We start from the raw sequence: 16,363 nt of genomic DNA on the forward strand, positions 1-16,363 counted from the left end.
AAAAAGCACAATAAAAAGTCGAGTAATTAAATTTTTCAAGACTAGCTCCTTATTTTAAGGAAGAATTTTTCATTCTTCCTTTGTTTTTATTTGCCATTTAGGATATTTTGTGCTTCTTGGATATAAATTAAAGCTTCTTCTATGATTTTCTTAGAATAAGCAGGTCCATGAACACCCCAAGAACCATCTTTTTCTAGTCTATCAGCTATGGCTTGAGCTTGATTAGTTAGGCTTAATACTTTTGATTTTTGCTCTATTGAAAGTTTATTTTTTTCAGCAAAAGTTTTATCAATATTTGCTATGCCTTTTCTAATTTTCTCATAGCCTTCTTTAACAGGGTTTTGCCACTGCATTACTTTATCATAAATCATTTCTTGATTGCTAAAGTGAAGTTTTTCAGGTAAGGTTGATTGCACAGGACTATGACAACCACTTGCACCAGGACCCATTAGGTTAATATCACTAAAACTAGTTCTACCACAACTCCACATTAAATCAAGGAAAAATCTACCTTCATCATCTCTAGCTATGGTCCAGCCACCAACTTTAGGCGATCTTTCTTTGCCTTCTGGTGGATTAAGTGTTTTTGCGGTTTTATCTACTTTGATATTCCAAATATGTGAAGCTCTAACATTATCAAATCCACCTTTATCAGGGTTTTGAACTGCTCCAAAGTTTTCACAACTCATCATGTTTGGCATGTGACAAGCTGTACAGTTATCTTTTGCGTGAATTCCACCTTTTTTGAAAAAGCTTGCTTGAGTTTCATGACAATCTTTGCAAGTTTTTTTAAGTTTTGTTTTAGTATAACCGCTTTTCCAATCATTAAAAGTTACTTCATGCGGATCATGACAAGTATTACATCTCATACCCTTATCGTAGTGTGCTGAAGAATACATTTGAGCACCTTCTGTTCCACACGCAGGGCAACTTGATTTAAAATATGCGTTGAAAGGTTTTCTAGGATTGATTTTAGCATCGGTTTCATTATATGAAAATCTTTGATGACATCTTTCACAATTTGATGGCATGCCTGCACCTCTTGCTCCATAAAGATGTGCTCCAGCCCCATGGCATTCCTCGCAAGTAATACCTTTTGAGATGGTATGTTTTTGAAGTTCTTTTGGATTACCCAGTGCTTTGTAAAATTCTTCCTTGCTTTTAAAGTCAAATTTAAAAGTATGACAGGTTTCACAATACGCAGTAGCAGGTTGGAAAACCGCTTTTTCTTTATAAGTTGCAGCATAAGAGTTTGTTCCCCATACTTGAGAGCCATTTCCTCCAAAATCTTCCATTTTAGTAGGAAAACCAGGTGCAAATGCAGCTATTTTTTGTGCCATTTCAGGGGTTAAAAACTCACTCCAAAGTCTTGAAAATTGATTGCCTCCAGCGGTTAATTTACCACTTAAATCACTCAAATTTCCATCTTCAACATGGTAAGTTCCACGCACAAGCCATCTATCTATAAAACCATATTTTGTTCTTGGTGTTCCAATGAGAGCATAAACATCATTTGGATAAATTCCATCGGGTAAAATAGTAGCTTGAGAGTTATACATAGGTTTTTTCAAACCTTCAGCTCCACCAACTTCTTCCATTTCATGTGGAAAACGCACGGTTTTTGCATGACGAGAGCGCTCCCAAGAAGCATATTGAGCAGGGTGACACTCACCGCATTTTTTTGGACCCACAAATTTGTTTGGAAAATCCAAAAAAGATTCATAAGGCAAACGATAGGTAATAGAGGCTTGCTTTAAATCATGCTCGGCAGCAAATTTAGCTCCATTTTGATTTACAACCCAATTTTCAGTTCTATCACTATGGGTAAATTTACCCACTAAACGCCCTTCTTTTTCATATTTAAAAATAGGGTGATTTTTATAAAGATAATCAAAAAATGCATCTTCTTGAGCCACATAACCATCAAGGGTTCTAGGCTCTGAAGAAGCAAAAGCTTGTGTAGTCAAACTAATGCCCAATGCTAAACAAGCATAAGTGGAGACTTTAGCTAGTTTATGTTTCATAACTTCCCTTTCATGTAGTTTTGTTAAAAGATAAAAACACTCTTATTTATTATCTATTAACTTTTAAAACATAATTTTGACTATTTTTTAATAAAAATTAACTTAAAAATATAATTTATTAACTTTTTATTAATTTAAATAATAAAAATTATCATATAGAAAAAGAAGTTATTTGCTAAATATTAAATTCTACTAATAGTCCCTACTACCTTACCTACAATTAAAAAGTCTCCATTTTGATAATGAACATCCGCATAACTTAGGTTAAAAGAGTGTAAATAAACTCCGCCTTTATTGCTTTTAAAAATTTGTTTGATAAATAAACCATCTCTGGTATTTACCGCAAAAACTCCACCTTCTTTAAAGCTTTTGCTTTTATCTACTAAACACAAAGAATCATCTTTGATTTCAGGCTCCATGCTATCGCCTATACATGGGATGATATCACAATCTTTAGAGCCAAAAAAATCACTTAGTTTTTCATCTATAATCACTTCTGAAAAACTTACATTATCATTTAAAGCTCCACCTCCCATAGAAGCATTAACATCATAATATTTTAAAACATTATAGTTTAGATCATGCGTTAGAGTATTACTCTCAAGGGAATCTTCATAAAAAAACGCATTGATATTAATATTTCTCTCATTTAAAAAATGAAGTATTTGTTTATAAGGTATGGAATTTCTAAATTTCATACTATAAAAGGTATCAGGATTGATATTTAGCATCTTAGCTACATCAGAATCTTTGGCGTTTTTTATTCCTTCTTTTTGGAGTATAAATTTTAATTTATCAGTAATTTCATTCATTTGCATAAAAATCCTTTTAAATAAAAAGTATTTTAGCAAATTTACTTTTATTTTGCAATAATTCTTTTAAATTAAAAGATATTTAGCTTCCAAATTTATGGAAGCTAAAAATTATTTATTAGTCAGACTTTTGATGTATTGATCTACCATATATAAGCCATTACCATTATCGCTTATGAGTTTGATTTTATCTACTATACCTCTAAAAAGCGCTTCCTCTTCGTGTTGTTCGCTTACATACCATTGTAGAAAATTAAAAGTAGAATAATCTTTACTTGAAAGCATAAAATCTACAAGATTATTAATAGAAGCAGTGATACTTTGCTCATGCTCAAAAGTTTTTTCAAATACATCAAGCAATGATTTAAAATCACTATCAGGTTTTTTAACTTCTTTTAATTCTACTTTAGAATCAGTTTCATTCAAATAAGTGATGAGTTTTCTAGCATGATCACTTTCTTCTCTTGCATGCTCGAACAAAAATGCCCCTGCACCATCAAAACTATGCTCATAGCACCATGAACTCATACTCAAATACAAATTTGCTGCATACATTTCTTTATTAATTTGCTCATTTAATAAAGCTACTACTTCTTTTGAAAGCATTTTCTCTCCTTTAAGTGTTATTGCTTTATTATATTAATATAGTTTTATTAAAAAGATATTAATAATAAAAAAATTATTTTGTATTTTTTATACTAAAAGAAAAAACACTGCCTTTTTGTGGGTTAGATTGAATTTTTAAAGAACTTTTGTGTAAAGTGAGTATTTTTTTAACTAAAAACAATCCTAGTCCAAAAGAATTGTTTTGGCTAGTATTGATTTTATAAAATTTTTTTGTGATTAATTTTAAATATTTTTCCTCTATGCCTATGCCTTGATCTTGTATAGTAAATTCTTGGTTTTTAACTTCAATAAAAATATCTTTTTGACTATATTTTAGTGCATTGCTAATGAGATTAATAATAACTTGCTCAATGAGAAAAGAATCTGCTTTTATGAAAGTTTGCTCTCCTTGAATTTTAATCCTGCTTTCATTAAAATTTTCAACAATATTTTTACTTAAAGCATATAAATCAAAATTTTCTTCATTTAAAGATGTTATATTTAAATTAAAAACAAAATTTAGTTTGTGTGTTAGTTGGTTGATTTTTACGCTTTGCTTGTGAATTTTTTCAAGCATAAATTTTTTCATAGTTTCATCATTATGTTCTTTTTCTAAAGATTGCAAACTTAAATTTATAACACTTAAAGGATTTTTTAACTCATGTGAAATAGCACTGATTAAATTTGAAAGTTGAGTGTTTTTCATTTTAATTTTTTTGGCTTGTTTTTTATTTTGTAATTCTTTCTCATAAAATAATTTTTTTATTTTTAATAATCTTAAATTTAAAGAATTTAAATCATAAAAAAAGTTCTTTGTAAAATGAAATTCTGATTGACTCTTTATATTTTTAATAAACAAAAGTAATTCTTGAAAGTATTTTTTAAAAAAGTTAAATATAAAAATATATATTGCAGTTAATACTGCTAAAAAAAGCAAAAAAATCAAAATATTTTTTATCCAAAAATCTTGTATTTTTGCGTTTATTTTTGGATAAACAATGATGATGTATTTATATCCTTCATATTGATAAGCTTTATAATAAATTTCTTTATTATTAAAAAATTCATGTGTAAAATCTGCGTTAAATTGATTTTTAAAGAAATCAAAATCATCTAAAGATGAGATGGTTTTTCCATCTTTTTTGATGATAAAATCTGCTCTTGTTTGTTGAGAAAATTCTTGAATGTTGTTTGTATTGAGTGTTTTTATAATGCTAAATTTTAATGTATCATTCAAGGTTTTTAATTTTTGCTCATAAGTGCTTTTTATAGTGTTGTTTATATATTGCTCATTAACAAAATAAAACAATCCTATAAAAAATATACAAAAACATATAAAAAATAAAGCAAAAAAATTTCTGATTTTTAACACAATTTATAACCCACCGAGCGCACTGAAATGATATTTTCTTTAATTTGTGGAATTTTTTGTTTTAATCTTAAAATAGCCGTATTGATTGTCTTATCGCTTGTTGTGTCATTTTTCCATACCTGCTCACTTAAAAATTGACGGCTTAGAAGTTGATTTTTGTGATTAAAAAAACACTTGAGTAATTCTACATCTAGGGTTGATAAATTTTCAAATGTATTTGTTTGATAAATTAATTTTCTTTCTTCTATATATAAAGTAAAATCTTGATAAGAAATTTGTTCTTTTGGAGTTTTATTTCTTTTAGTTACGGCTTTGATTCTAAATAAAAGTTCATTAAAATCAAAAGGTTTGCATATATAATCATCACAGCCTTGCTCAAAACCTTCTAAAATATCTTTTTGTAAAGTCTTTGCACTAAGAAAAATCACAGGCTCCATATAACCTTTTTTTCTTAATTGTTTTATCATCTCTACACTATCGCCACTTGGTAAATTTCTATCCATGATGATTAAGTCTATTTCATTTGTATCTAGAAAGGTTTCTAAGTCAAAAAAATCAAAATAATTATAAATTTTTATATTTTCTTGACTAAGTCTTAAACTAATTAACTCATTTAAATCTTTATCATCTTCTATCAAAATAACATTTAGCATATAAAATTATATCAAAAAATACATGTATCCAAAATGTTTCCAAGTTTTTTTAAATTTTCATTACTTTTTTAAAACAAGGAGAAAAAATGAAAAAACTTTTGGCTTTAAGTGTGGCTACCTTTGTTAGTTTAAACGCGGCAGAATTAAAAATAGCAGGTTCATCTACTGTCTATCCTTTTACTTCTTTTGTTGCTGAAGAGTATGCTTCTATAAAAAATACAAAAACACCTATAGTTGAAAGTCTTGGCACAGGTGGTGGTTTTAAAGTGTTTTGCGAGGGAATTACTGATATTTCTAATGCTTCAAGAGCAATCAAGCCAAGTGAATTTGAAACTTGTAAAAAATCAGGTGTGAGTGATATAGTCGGGATTATGATAGGCTATGATGGCATAGTTTTAGCTCAAAATAAAATCAATGCTCCATTAAATATAAGCTTACATGAGTTATTTTTAGCTTTGGCCAAAGAAATTCCACAAGATGGAAAATTAGTCCCAAATCCTTATACAAATTGGCAACAAATCAATAAAAATCTACCAAATAGAAAAATTACAATTTATGGTCCTCCATCAAGTTCAGGAACAAGAGATAGTATAGAAGAGCTTGTAATGGTAGATATTTCTAAAAAAATTCCTGAATATAAAGGTGCATATAAAACTATACGCCAAGATGGAGCATTTATACCAAGCGGAGAAAACGATAATTTAATTGTTTCAAAACTTTCTGTTGATAAAGAAGCTTTTGGGCTTTTTGGATACGGATTTTTAGCTAGTAATGATGATAAGATTAATGCAGTTGATATTGATGGTGTAAAAGCTGATGAGAAGAATATTTCCGAAGGAAAATATAAACTAGCTCGTTCTTTGTTTATATATATGAATGCTAAGAAAAATCCAGAAGTATTTGAATTTGCAAAAATTTATATGAGTGATGATTTAGCTAAAAGCGGAGCAGAATTAGAAAAAATAGGATTAGTTCCTTTGGATGAAAAAACATTAAAACAAACCCAAAAACATATAGAAGAAAAAGGTTTATTAACTGATGAGCTTGTTAAAGCAGGGAAAGTTTTTTAATTTTTAGGATGAAAAATTGATAAAAGAAAAAATAATAAAATTAACGCTTTTTCTTTGTGCTTTTGTTAGCGTAGTAGTAAGCTTTGCTATTATGCTAACTATTTTAATAGAGGCATTAAAATTTTTTCAAAAAGAAAGCGTATTTACTTTTTTATTCTCAAGTCAGTGGGCAGCAGATGCTGCATTTGTAGGTGCTGATGGAAGTAGCAAGCATGGGGTTTTTGGTGCTTTGAGTTTATTTTGGGGAACTTTTTATATTTCATTAATAGCAATGCTAACAGCCTTACCTTTAGGTGTAATGTGTGCTATTTATCTTGGAGTATTTGCAGGTAAAAAATCTAAAAACTATTTAAAACCTATTTTAGAAATCATAGCAGGAATTCCTACTGTAGTTTTTGGATTTTTCGCAGCCATAGTGGTAGCTCCTTTTATAGTGTGGTTTTTTTCTCTTTTTGGTATAGAAGCTAGTTTTCAAAGTGCCCTAGGTGCAGGTTTTATCATGGGTATTATGATAGTTCCTATAGTGGCTTCACTCTCACAAGATTGCATTGAAGCTGTAAGTTTAAAAAGGATAAATGGAGCTTATGCTTTAGGTATGACTAAAAAAGAAGTCGTTTTTGCAGTAATTTTACCAGAAGCAATGCCAGGTATAGTTGCAGCTTGTCTTTTAGGACTTTCAAGAGCTTTAGGTGAAACAATGATTGTTGTTATGGCTGCTTCATTGCGTCCAAATTTAACAATGAATTTTTTAGAAGATATGACAACAGTGACTGTAAAAATAGTAGAAGCATTAAGTGGTGATCAAGCTTTTGATAGTTCTTTAGCTTTAAGTGCATTTTCTTTAGGGCTTGTGCTTTTTATTATTACATTAATCATTAATATTTTTAGCGTTTATTTGATAAATCGCTTCCATAAAAGGAAAAATTTATGAAAAAACTTTTTAAACAAAGAAAAAAAGCTTCAAAAAATTTCAAAAGATTCTGTAAAATGGGGCTTTATATAAACCTTATTTTTCTTTGTATTTTTTTATCAAGCGTAGGGTATCTTGGGATAGGAGCTTTTAAGCAAACTTACATTTATGCCCAGGCTGATAGAAATAGCCCTTCATATGAGCTTTTATCGCGTGCTGAACAAAGGAAAATAAGAACAGGTCAAATCAAAGAAAAATCTTGGCTTTTAGCAAATTCTGAAGTTGATCAATATATGAAAAAAAACTATAATAAACTAAGCGATGAACAAAAAACTTTAGTTGATGAATTAGTTCAAAAGCAAGAAATCAAACTAAGTTTTAACACAAATTTTTTCCTTAATGGAGATTCTAAATCACCTGAAAATTCAGGAATCTTTGCTTCTGTGGTTGGAACTTTACTTGTGATGATAGTATGTATGGTTGTAAGTATCCCAATAGGAGTTGGAGCAGCTATTTATTTAGAAGAATTTGCTCCGCAAAATGTATTTACGCATTTTATAGAAGTGTGTATTAATAACCTTGCAAGTATTCCTAGTATTTTATTTGGACTTTTAGGACTTGGGGTGTTTATTAATCTTTTTGGGATGCCTCGTTCTAGTGCTTTAGTTGGAGGATTAACTTTGGCTATTATGAGCTTACCTATTATTATTGTTTCAACTAAAGCTGCCTTAAAAAGTGTGGATATTAATATGAAAAATGCAGCATATGCTTTAGGCATGACTAAAATTCAAATGATAAAAGGCATTATGCTACCTTTGGCAATGCCTATGATTTTAACAGGTTCTATTTTAACTTTAGCTCAAGCTATTGGCGAAACGGCACCTTTGATGATTATAGGTATGATAGCTTTTATACCTGATGTGGCAAATAGTGTTTTTGCACCAACAAGTGTTTTACCTGCTCAAATTTTTTCATGGTCAGCTATGCCAGAGCGTGCATTTTTAGAAAGAACAGCAGCAGGGATTATAGTGCTTTTATCTCTTTTGGTGATTTTAAATTTAGCAGCAATACTTTTAAGAAGATATTTTCAAGGAAAATTAAAATGATAGCAAAAACAACAAATCTAAATTTATTTTATGGTAAAAAACAAGCTTTATTTGATATTAATATGGAAATTCAAAAAAATAAAATCACAGCTTTAATAGGTGCTTCAGGCTGTGGAAAATCCACATTTTTGCGTTGTTTTAATAGGATGAATGACAAAATAGCAAAAATCGATGGTCTTGTTGAGATTGATGGAAAAGATGTTAAAAATCAAGATTTAGTCGTGCTTAGAAAAAAAGTTGGAATGGTATTTCAACAACCTAATGTTTTTGTAAAAAGCATTTATGATAATATTTCTTATGCTCCAAAACTCCATGGGATGATCAAAAACAAAGATGAAGAAGATGCTTTGGTGGAAGATTGTCTTAAAAAAGTAGGGCTTTTTGAGGAGGTAAAGGATAAACTAAAACAAAATGCTCTAGCACTTTCAGGTGGTCAGCAACAACGCCTTTGTATTGCAAGAGCTTTGGCCATAAAGCCAAAATTATTACTTTTAGATGAACCAACTTCTGCACTTGATCCTATATCTTCAAGCGTTATAGAAGAGCTTATTAAAGAATTAAGTCATAATCTTTCTATGATCATGGTAACGCATAACATGCAACAAGGTAAGCGCGTGGCTGATTATACTGCATTTTTTCATCTAGGCGAACTTGTAGAATTTGGAGAGAGCAAGGAATTTTTTGAAAATCCTAAAGAAGAAAAAACAAAAGCTTATTTAAATGGAGCTTTTGGATAATTTTTATTTATTTAGAAATTTTGATGATATAATTAATCAAAATTTCTAAAAGGCTTAATATGCTCATAAATCAAACCTATTTCATAGACTCTTGTAATGATGTAGAATTAAATATAAAAAGAGAAAGTAAATTAGAATATAGAATTACTTATGATGATAGTAAGCAAATGAAAGCTATTGTTTTCATCATAGGCGGATATGGAGCTAATGCAAATATACATTTTCTAGAAAGTTATAGAAATTTTATAGCTAAAAAATTTGATGTAGTAGCTGTAAATGTATTTTATCATTGTTTTTGCCAAAGAAGATCGGATGTGGACAAATATAGTGCAACTACTACTTTTATGGAAGATGATTTACCGCATTTAAAAATAGCATTGGAAAATTTAAATATCAATACAAGTAATTTAAACACTTATAATGCTTGGCAATATTATGAGTATTTAAATCAAGCAATTTCTAGCTTAAAAGGGCAAAATTTGGTAGATCAAAATTATCAAGCATATTTTACTTCCACTTTTATCCCACCTAACAATGAGTATAATAATTTTGCCATTATGCCTGCTATCGATCATATCAATGCCTTAAAAGATATAATGAAAAATTATCCTCAATTTAAATCTTTACCTAAAATTTACGGGGGAGGGTCATACGGTGGCTTAGTGGCATTAATGTGTGCTAAAATAGCTCCTTGGTATGTAGATGGAGTAATAGATAATTCAGGTGCTGCATTGCCTCCATTGCAGTATTTTCTTGGAAAAGAACTAAATAAAGAAGATTATACTTTTCGCGACCCAAATACTATTGTAAATTGCAATGTTAAAACTTATTGGACACGCAAAAACCCAAACTCACCTTATTATTTTGCTGATGAAAATTATTTAATAAGAGCTTTACTTAATAAAGATCATTTGATTTTACAAGCTCAAAAGAATAAAAATATTATTTATACAAGTTATCATAGTGCCAAAGATGACTTAACTCCAGCTGATCATAAAATTTCTATGATAGAAATTTTAAAAGCTTTAAATTATGAAGTAGATTTTCATCTAATAGATGAAAAAGATATAGATGGTAAATTTATTAAAAATTTAACTCATGGGTGTGGAATTCCTGATAAGGCATTATTTAATAAAGAATTACCTATTATGCTTGAAAAATTAAAAGATAAAACATTTAGTATGAAAAAAGATAGTATATCTTATCCTTGTAAAAATAAAGTTTTTACCTTTAAAGATGAAAATGATAAATTTGTTTTAGAGATATTATAAAGCTTATAAAAAGTAATTTTTAAGTAAAATTACTTTTTACTTTCAAAAGATTATTATCAAAAAGAGTATTTATGGCTAGCAAACAACTTTCACTCAAACATCTTAGTATGCCTATATTGCTAGAAATGTTTTTAAGATATTTTTCTTTGATTATCAACACCGTTATGGTTTCGCAATATTCTAACTTTTTAGTTGGAGCTATGGGTGCGGGTAATCAAGTAGCAGATTTATTTATCATTATTTTTAGTTTTTTAAGTGTGGGTTGTAGCGTAGTGATTGCTCAAGCTTTAGGGGCTAAAGATTACACTCTAGCAAGAAAGGCAATTCATCAAAGTTTATTTTTAAATGCTTTGCTTGGTTTTGTGTGCGGAAGTTTGATTTTATGGCATGGAGAGTTTTTGCTTTATCTTTTACAAATTCCAAATGAGCTTTTAAAAGATAGTGCTATTTACTTACACATGCTTGGAATTTGCTTGTTTTTTGACGCCATGAGTATAGTTTTGGCTGCTATTATTAGGGTGTATAATATGGCTTATTGGGTTATGTTTGCTACCTTATTGATGAATGTTGTGATATTTATAGGAAATTTTTATATATTACATTTTACAAAGTTAGAGCTTTTTGGGGTAGGGCTTAGTAATATACTTGGGCGTTTGGTAGCCTTTAGCATGCTTATAGCAATACTTAGTTTTAAGCTCAAAATTCATCTTAAAATTAAAGAGATGGTAAACCTTGAAAGAGCCGTACTTAAAAAGATTTTTAATATCGGTGGTTTTGCAGCAGGAGAGCATTTAATATGGTTTATACAATATACCATAGCTTTTGCTTTTGTAGCAAGCTTGGGTAAAGAAAATTTAAGCGTTCAAACGATTTATTTTCAAATTTCTTTACTTATCATGCTAGTAGGGCAAGCTATAAGCGTAGCAAATGAAATTATCATAGGTAAATTAGTCGGCGCAAAATACTTAAATGTGGCCTATAAACATACTTGGATAGCTTTGTATTTTAGCGTGATTGCAAGTGCTTTTGTGGCTTTGCTTAATTATGTTTTGCAAGATTTTACCATGGATATAGTAAAGCTTGAAGAAAGTTTAAAAGAGCTTATGATACCACTTTTTACTCTTTCAATTTTCTTAGAAATCTCAAGAACTTTCAATATAGTCATGGTAAATTCACTAAGAGCAAGTGGTGATGCGAGGTTTCCGTTTTTAAGTGGAGTGGTATTTATGCTTGGAGTTTCTTTACCGGTTGGCTATGTGCTTTGTTTTTATGCTGGACTTGGAATTTTAGGAGTTTGGATAGGTTTTTGTGCAGATGAGTTTTTGCGCGGTATAGTAAATTCATATAGATGGAAAAGTAAAAAATGGCAAGGCAAAGCACTAGTATAAAAGGAATTTTAGAATTTAAAGAATTTCGTTTTGTTTTTGAAAAGAAAAAACTTAAATACTTAAGACTTAGGATAGATAGAGATTTAAATTTCAAACTTAGCATACCGCTATATTATGAGCAAAGAGATGTTTTAAGATTTTTAGAAAAAAATGAAAGTTGGATTAGAGCCAAAGAAAAAGAACTTTCTTTAAAAAGAGTAGTTTTAGCAAGTGATGAATTGTATTTTTTAGGTAAAAAATACAAGCTAGTTTTTAACGAAAATCATAAAAAAGTTCTTATAAAAAAAGATAAAATTTTTGCAAAAAATCAAAAAGCCTTAGATCTTTTTTTAAGGCGTAGTGCTAGGGTGATTTTTGAGTATTTTATAAAAAAATGGGAATTTGCTTTTGAAAGAAAGGTGCAAAGAATTTGCATCAAGGAAATGATTTCAAGATGGGGTTCTTGTAATCATCAAAAAGCATACATAAACTTAAATTTAAAACTTATGCAAAAACCTATAAAAGCTATAGAATATGTGATTTTACATGAACTTACACATTTAATCTACCCACATCATCAAAAAGAATTTTATGATTTTTTATATAAATTTATGCCTGATTATAAAGCAAGAGAAATTTTTCTAAAAAGTCTTATTTTTTAAGTATATTTTTAAGCTTTCCTTAGAATTAAAATTGTTATATTTATATTTTTAAAAATTTAATTTTAAGGTTTTAAACTTGCTTTTAGAAATTACTTTTGATTATAAATCTAAAAATGATATTTTTGAGTATTTGTTAGCTTATTATGCTAAAGATTATGTGTATGATTATGAGCAAAAAGATGAAAAAATCATCATTAAGATTAAAGGCGAAAAAGATGAAATTCAAGCCTTTTGCTCTAATTTAGAAAATATCAGCCATAGTGTTTTTTTAAACAAATTTGACTTAAAAGTTATAGAAGAAGATTTTACACCTATAAAAAAAGAAAAAACCTTTACCAAAAGAAGTTTTTTAACAAGACTTAATGCAAATGCTTATACTAATGGCGAGCTTTTAGAAAATGAATGGGGTATTTTTGTAGAAGAAGAATTTAAAATAGAAGAAGAATTTATAAAAATCACTAAAGAAAATTTCTACGATAATTTAAAAAAAGCCTTGGAAAAATTAAAAAACAAAGAAAAAATGCATTTTAAAAGTCCAAAAGGAATATATGCTTTTGAAATTTTTAATGAAGCATTGGATGATTTTTTAATACCTTGTGACCCAAAACATATCAATGCATTTTTTTCTTGCAATAACGAGCAATTTAAAATCTTAGCAGGGGTTGAAAAGCCTCTAATGAAGCTTAAATTTAATGCTATTTTTAGACAAAATCATCAATTAAATCATGAATATTTTAAAATAAAAATATATGATAATCTTTTCTTGTTTGCCTTGTGTTTTGAGCTTGAAAAAGAAGGAATTAAGTTTTTAAATTTTAAAAAGCTAGAACATTTTGAAGATGATTTTGAAGTAGCTTTAATCGAAAATGAGCTAGTAGTTTGTAGGGGTTATGATTATATTTTACCCGAGTTTAAAAATTTGATTTTTCAAAAAGAAGATAAAAATTTTGCAAGAATTTCTTGTATATTGTCTGATTTTAAAGACAAAAAGCCTTTGCTTTTAGAACTTAGTAAAAAATATGATGATATTATTTTACTTGATAAAGAAATCAATCTTTTAAAACTAAATTTACCAAAAAGCTTTGATGAGTTTTATGAAACTATAAGTCAAGATGATGTTGCTAAGAGATTATTAGCTAATTATGAAAAAGAATTTACCCTAGTGCGAAAAGAACTAAATATGGCTAATAATTTTTTTAATCTTTTTGGCATGGTAGGGATGATTTTAGAGCTTGGTAAAGACGAGAAAAAAGCAGCATTAGCACTTTTGGCCTTAGCAGATGAGAGTAAAATGGCAAAAGGTGTTAGGATAGATTTTAAGCTTAATGAGCAAAAAGAATTTGATTACACTAAAACCTTAAGAAGTGTGATGAGTTTTAAGCTTGCTGGAGTAGAAAATCAAATCATAGCCTTAGGTGTTGTTGAGAGTTTGGCGTATTTTTTAAGGGATTTATTTGATGATTTAAGGACTAAAGAACAAGTTGATTGTGCCGTGCTTAGTGGGAGTTTGTTTGAGCATAAAAGCCTTAGTAAAAATGTATTTAAACACATACCATTTTTTAAGTTAAGTGATGTCCCACTTTGGATATGAAATTCATATTAAAGGGTTAGTGCAAGGCGTTGGCTTTCGTCCTTTTATTTTTAACATAGCTAAAGAGCTTAATTTAAAAGGTGAAGTTTATAATAATAGCTTAGGTGTTGTTATAATCCTTGAGTGTGGCAATGATGATTTAAAAATTTTTAAAGAAAAACTTTTTGCTAATTTACCACCTTTAGCTAGGATAGATGATTTTAGCTTTTCTTATAAAAAACTTCAAAAAACTTATAATGAATTTATCATAAGTACTTCACAAGATAGTGAAAAATTTAGCCCGATTTTAAGCGATTTTGCTCTTTGTGAGGATTGCTATAATGAATTTTACGATGAGAAAAATCCGCGTTTTAAATATCCTTTCATCACTTGCATAAATTGCGGGCCAAGATTTTCTATTATAAAAAAACTTCCATATGATAGAGTTAATACGACTATGGATGAGTTTAAAATGTGTTCTTTTTGTCAAAGCGAGTATGAAGATCCTACTAATCGTCGTTTTCATGCCCAACCACTCTCATGCCCAAAATGTAAAATTACTATTTTTTTAAAAGATAAAAATCAAAATATTTTAGCCAAAGATGAAAAAGCTTTTATCTTGCTTGCAAAGCTTTTAGAAGAAGGTAAAATCATAGCTTTTAAAGGTATGGGTGGGTTTCATTTAATTTGTGATAGCACAAATGAAAATGCTATAAATGAACTTAGAATACGCAAAAATCGCCCTAAAAAGCCTTTTGCTATCATGGTAAAAGATCTTAAAATGGCTCAAGAATTAGCTTTTATTAATGAAGCTGAAGCAAAACTTTTAACTTCAAATTTAAAACCCATAGTTATTTTAAATAGCAAAAATATCCATAAAAGCTTAGCACCAGATACCAATAAAATAGGTATTATGTTAGCTTATATGGGAACGCATTTAATGCTTTTTGAACATTTTAAAAAACCTATCATTGCAACAAGTGCTAATTTAAGCTCACAAAGCATTATTTATGAAGAAACAAAACTTTTAGAGCAACTTAGTGATGTGTTTGATTTTTATCTTGATTATGATAGAACAATACACAATTCAAGCGATGATAGCATTGCTCAAGTTATTAGCGAAAAAACTATGTTTTTAAGGACTTCAAGGGGTCTTAACCCACTTTATATCAATACAGCAGATATTTTTAATACAAAAGAAAATATTCTAGCTCTAGGAAGTGAGTTAAAAAACGAATTTGCATGTTTTTTTAAAAATCAAATTTTCATTTCTCCTTATATAGGCGATATGAAAAGTTTAGACATACAAGAGAGATTTTTTAAAATTTTAACTTTCTTTCAAAACTCTTATAAACTAAATTTTGATCAAATTTTAAGCGATAAACATCCACAATTTAACTATGTAAAAGAATTTAAAGATTATAAAAATTTTCGCGTGCAACATCACTATGCACATTTGTGTGCTTGTTTATTCGAACATAAAATTTACAAAAATGATGTTTTAGCCTTTGTTTTTGATGGAACAGGCTATGGAGATGATGGAAAAATTTGGGGCGGAGAGATTTTTAGAGCGAGTTTAAAAAGCTATGAAAGGTTAAATCATTTTAAAAATTTCAAACTAATTAATGCAGATATTAAAAATATCGCAAATTTAGCTTTAGCTTTAATTTTTGATTTTAATTTAGAAAGCAAAGCTAGCGAGTTTTTAGCTAAATTTTCTCAAGTAAAATTAAACAATCTTAAAAAAATTCACACTCAAAGCTCTTTATATACAAGTTCTCTTGGTAGGATTATTGATGCTTTTGGCGCTTTTGCTTTTGATATACAAAAGCTTGATTATGAAGCGCAAATTGGACTTTTGATGGAAAAATATTATGATAAAAATCTTGATTATAGTTACAAATTTGATATCCAAGAAAAAGAAATTTGCTTTAAAAATGCCTTTTTACAAGCTTTAGAAGATAAAGATAAGGTTAAAATTAGCACAGGTTTGCTAAATGGCATTGCAAATTTAATTATAGAATATTCAAAAGATTTTAAAGAAGAAGTGCTTTTATGTGGCGGAGTATTTCAAAATAAAACCTTGCTTGAAATTTTAGATCGAAAAAATTTTGCTTATAAAACTTCTTTGCAATTTCCTTGCAATGATAGTTCTATCGCACTTGGGCAACTTGTGCATTATTTATCTTTAAAAACTTAATAA

General features: G+C 28.7%; 14 protein-coding genes. 9 read left to right on the forward strand and 5 right to left on the reverse strand.

The window, feature by feature from the left end; translation table 11 throughout:
* Positions 1-86: 86 nt before the first annotated feature.
* The 5 genes from L8X27_RS01135 to L8X27_RS01155 all read right to left on the reverse strand — a co-directional run bounded on the left by L8X27_RS01135 (position 87) and on the right by L8X27_RS01155 (position 5,467).
* Positions 87-2,024 carry a cytochrome c family protein gene (locus L8X27_RS01135; RefSeq protein WP_263671742.1) on the reverse strand — a complete coding sequence of 646 codons (1,938 nt, stop codon included), beginning with the start codon at positions 2,022-2,024 and terminating at the stop codon, positions 87-89.
* Positions 2,025-2,206: 182 nt separating this feature from the next.
* Complete coding sequence (locus tag L8X27_RS01140; protein ID WP_220566402.1) at positions 2,207-2,842, reverse strand: helix-turn-helix transcriptional regulator; 636 nt, start codon at positions 2,840-2,842, stop codon at positions 2,207-2,209.
* 105 nt (positions 2,843-2,947) lie between these two features.
* Positions 2,948-3,442, reverse strand: a complete 495-nt coding sequence (ftnA, locus tag L8X27_RS01145) for a non-heme ferritin (protein ID WP_220566403.1) — start codon at positions 3,440-3,442, stop codon at positions 2,948-2,950.
* Positions 3,443-3,515: 73 nt separating this feature from the next.
* Positions 3,516-4,679, reverse strand: a complete 1,164-nt coding sequence (locus tag L8X27_RS01150) for a sensor histidine kinase (protein WP_263671740.1) — start codon at positions 4,677-4,679, stop codon at positions 3,516-3,518.
* Between the two features lie 128 nt (positions 4,680-4,807).
* Positions 4,808-5,467 carry a response regulator transcription factor gene (locus tag L8X27_RS01155; RefSeq protein WP_043019788.1) on the reverse strand — a complete coding sequence of 220 codons (660 nt, stop codon included), beginning with the start codon at positions 5,465-5,467 and terminating at the stop codon, positions 4,808-4,810.
* 86 nt (positions 5,468-5,553) lie between these two features.
* Here L8X27_RS01155 and L8X27_RS01160 point away from each other — a divergent pair, with 86 nt between their 5' ends.
* The 9 genes from L8X27_RS01160 (at position 5,554) to hypF (ending at position 16,360) form a co-directional block, all read left to right on the forward strand.
* Positions 5,554-6,537, forward strand: coding sequence for a substrate-binding domain-containing protein (locus L8X27_RS01160; RefSeq protein WP_257928718.1), 984 nt, complete (start codon positions 5,554-5,556; stop codon positions 6,535-6,537).
* A 16-nt stretch (positions 6,538-6,553) separates the two neighbouring features.
* Positions 6,554-7,468: a phosphate ABC transporter permease subunit PstC gene (gene pstC, locus L8X27_RS01165; protein ID WP_047208303.1), complete on the forward strand. Its 915-nt coding sequence runs from the start codon at positions 6,554-6,556 to the stop codon at positions 7,466-7,468.
* The gene (gene pstA, locus L8X27_RS01170) at positions 7,465-8,553 is read left to right on the forward strand and encodes a phosphate ABC transporter permease PstA (RefSeq protein WP_133318866.1); all 1,089 of its coding nucleotides are present in this window, start codon (positions 7,465-7,467) and stop codon (positions 8,551-8,553) included. Before pstC ends, pstA begins: the two co-directional genes overlap by 4 nt.
* Complete coding sequence (pstB, locus tag L8X27_RS01175; protein ID WP_087700725.1) at positions 8,550-9,290, forward strand: phosphate ABC transporter ATP-binding protein PstB; 741 nt, start codon at positions 8,550-8,552, stop codon at positions 9,288-9,290. The genes pstA and pstB overlap by 4 nt, the downstream gene beginning before the upstream one ends.
* 59 nt (positions 9,291-9,349) lie before the next feature.
* Positions 9,350-10,561, forward strand: coding sequence for a DUF2920 family protein (locus tag L8X27_RS01180; RefSeq protein WP_263680968.1), 1,212 nt, complete (start codon positions 9,350-9,352; stop codon positions 10,559-10,561).
* Positions 10,562-10,632: 71 nt separating this feature from the next.
* Positions 10,633-11,949, forward strand: a complete 1,317-nt coding sequence (locus L8X27_RS01185) for an MATE family efflux transporter (RefSeq protein WP_263671370.1) — start codon at positions 10,633-10,635, stop codon at positions 11,947-11,949.
* The gene (locus L8X27_RS01190) at positions 11,925-12,590 is read left to right on the forward strand and encodes a M48 family metallopeptidase (protein WP_263680969.1); all 666 of its coding nucleotides are present in this window, start codon (positions 11,925-11,927) and stop codon (positions 12,588-12,590) included. Before L8X27_RS01185 ends, L8X27_RS01190 begins: the two co-directional genes overlap by 25 nt.
* Before the next feature lie 76 nt (positions 12,591-12,666).
* Entirely contained in the window at positions 12,667-14,181 is a 1,515-nt protein-coding gene (locus tag L8X27_RS01195; RefSeq protein ID WP_263680971.1) for a hypothetical protein, read from the forward strand.
* Positions 14,162-16,360, forward strand: coding sequence for a carbamoyltransferase HypF (gene hypF / locus L8X27_RS01200; RefSeq protein ID WP_263680973.1), 2,199 nt, complete (start codon positions 14,162-14,164; stop codon positions 16,358-16,360). The genes L8X27_RS01195 and hypF overlap by 20 nt, the downstream gene beginning before the upstream one ends.
* The last annotated feature ends 3 nt before the right edge of the window (positions 16,361-16,363 follow it).

The sequence above is a fragment of the Campylobacter sp. CNRCH_2015_1657 genome, from assembly GCF_025772685.1.
Lineage (GTDB): Bacteria > Campylobacterota > Campylobacteria > Campylobacterales > Campylobacteraceae > Campylobacter_D > Campylobacter_D lari_D.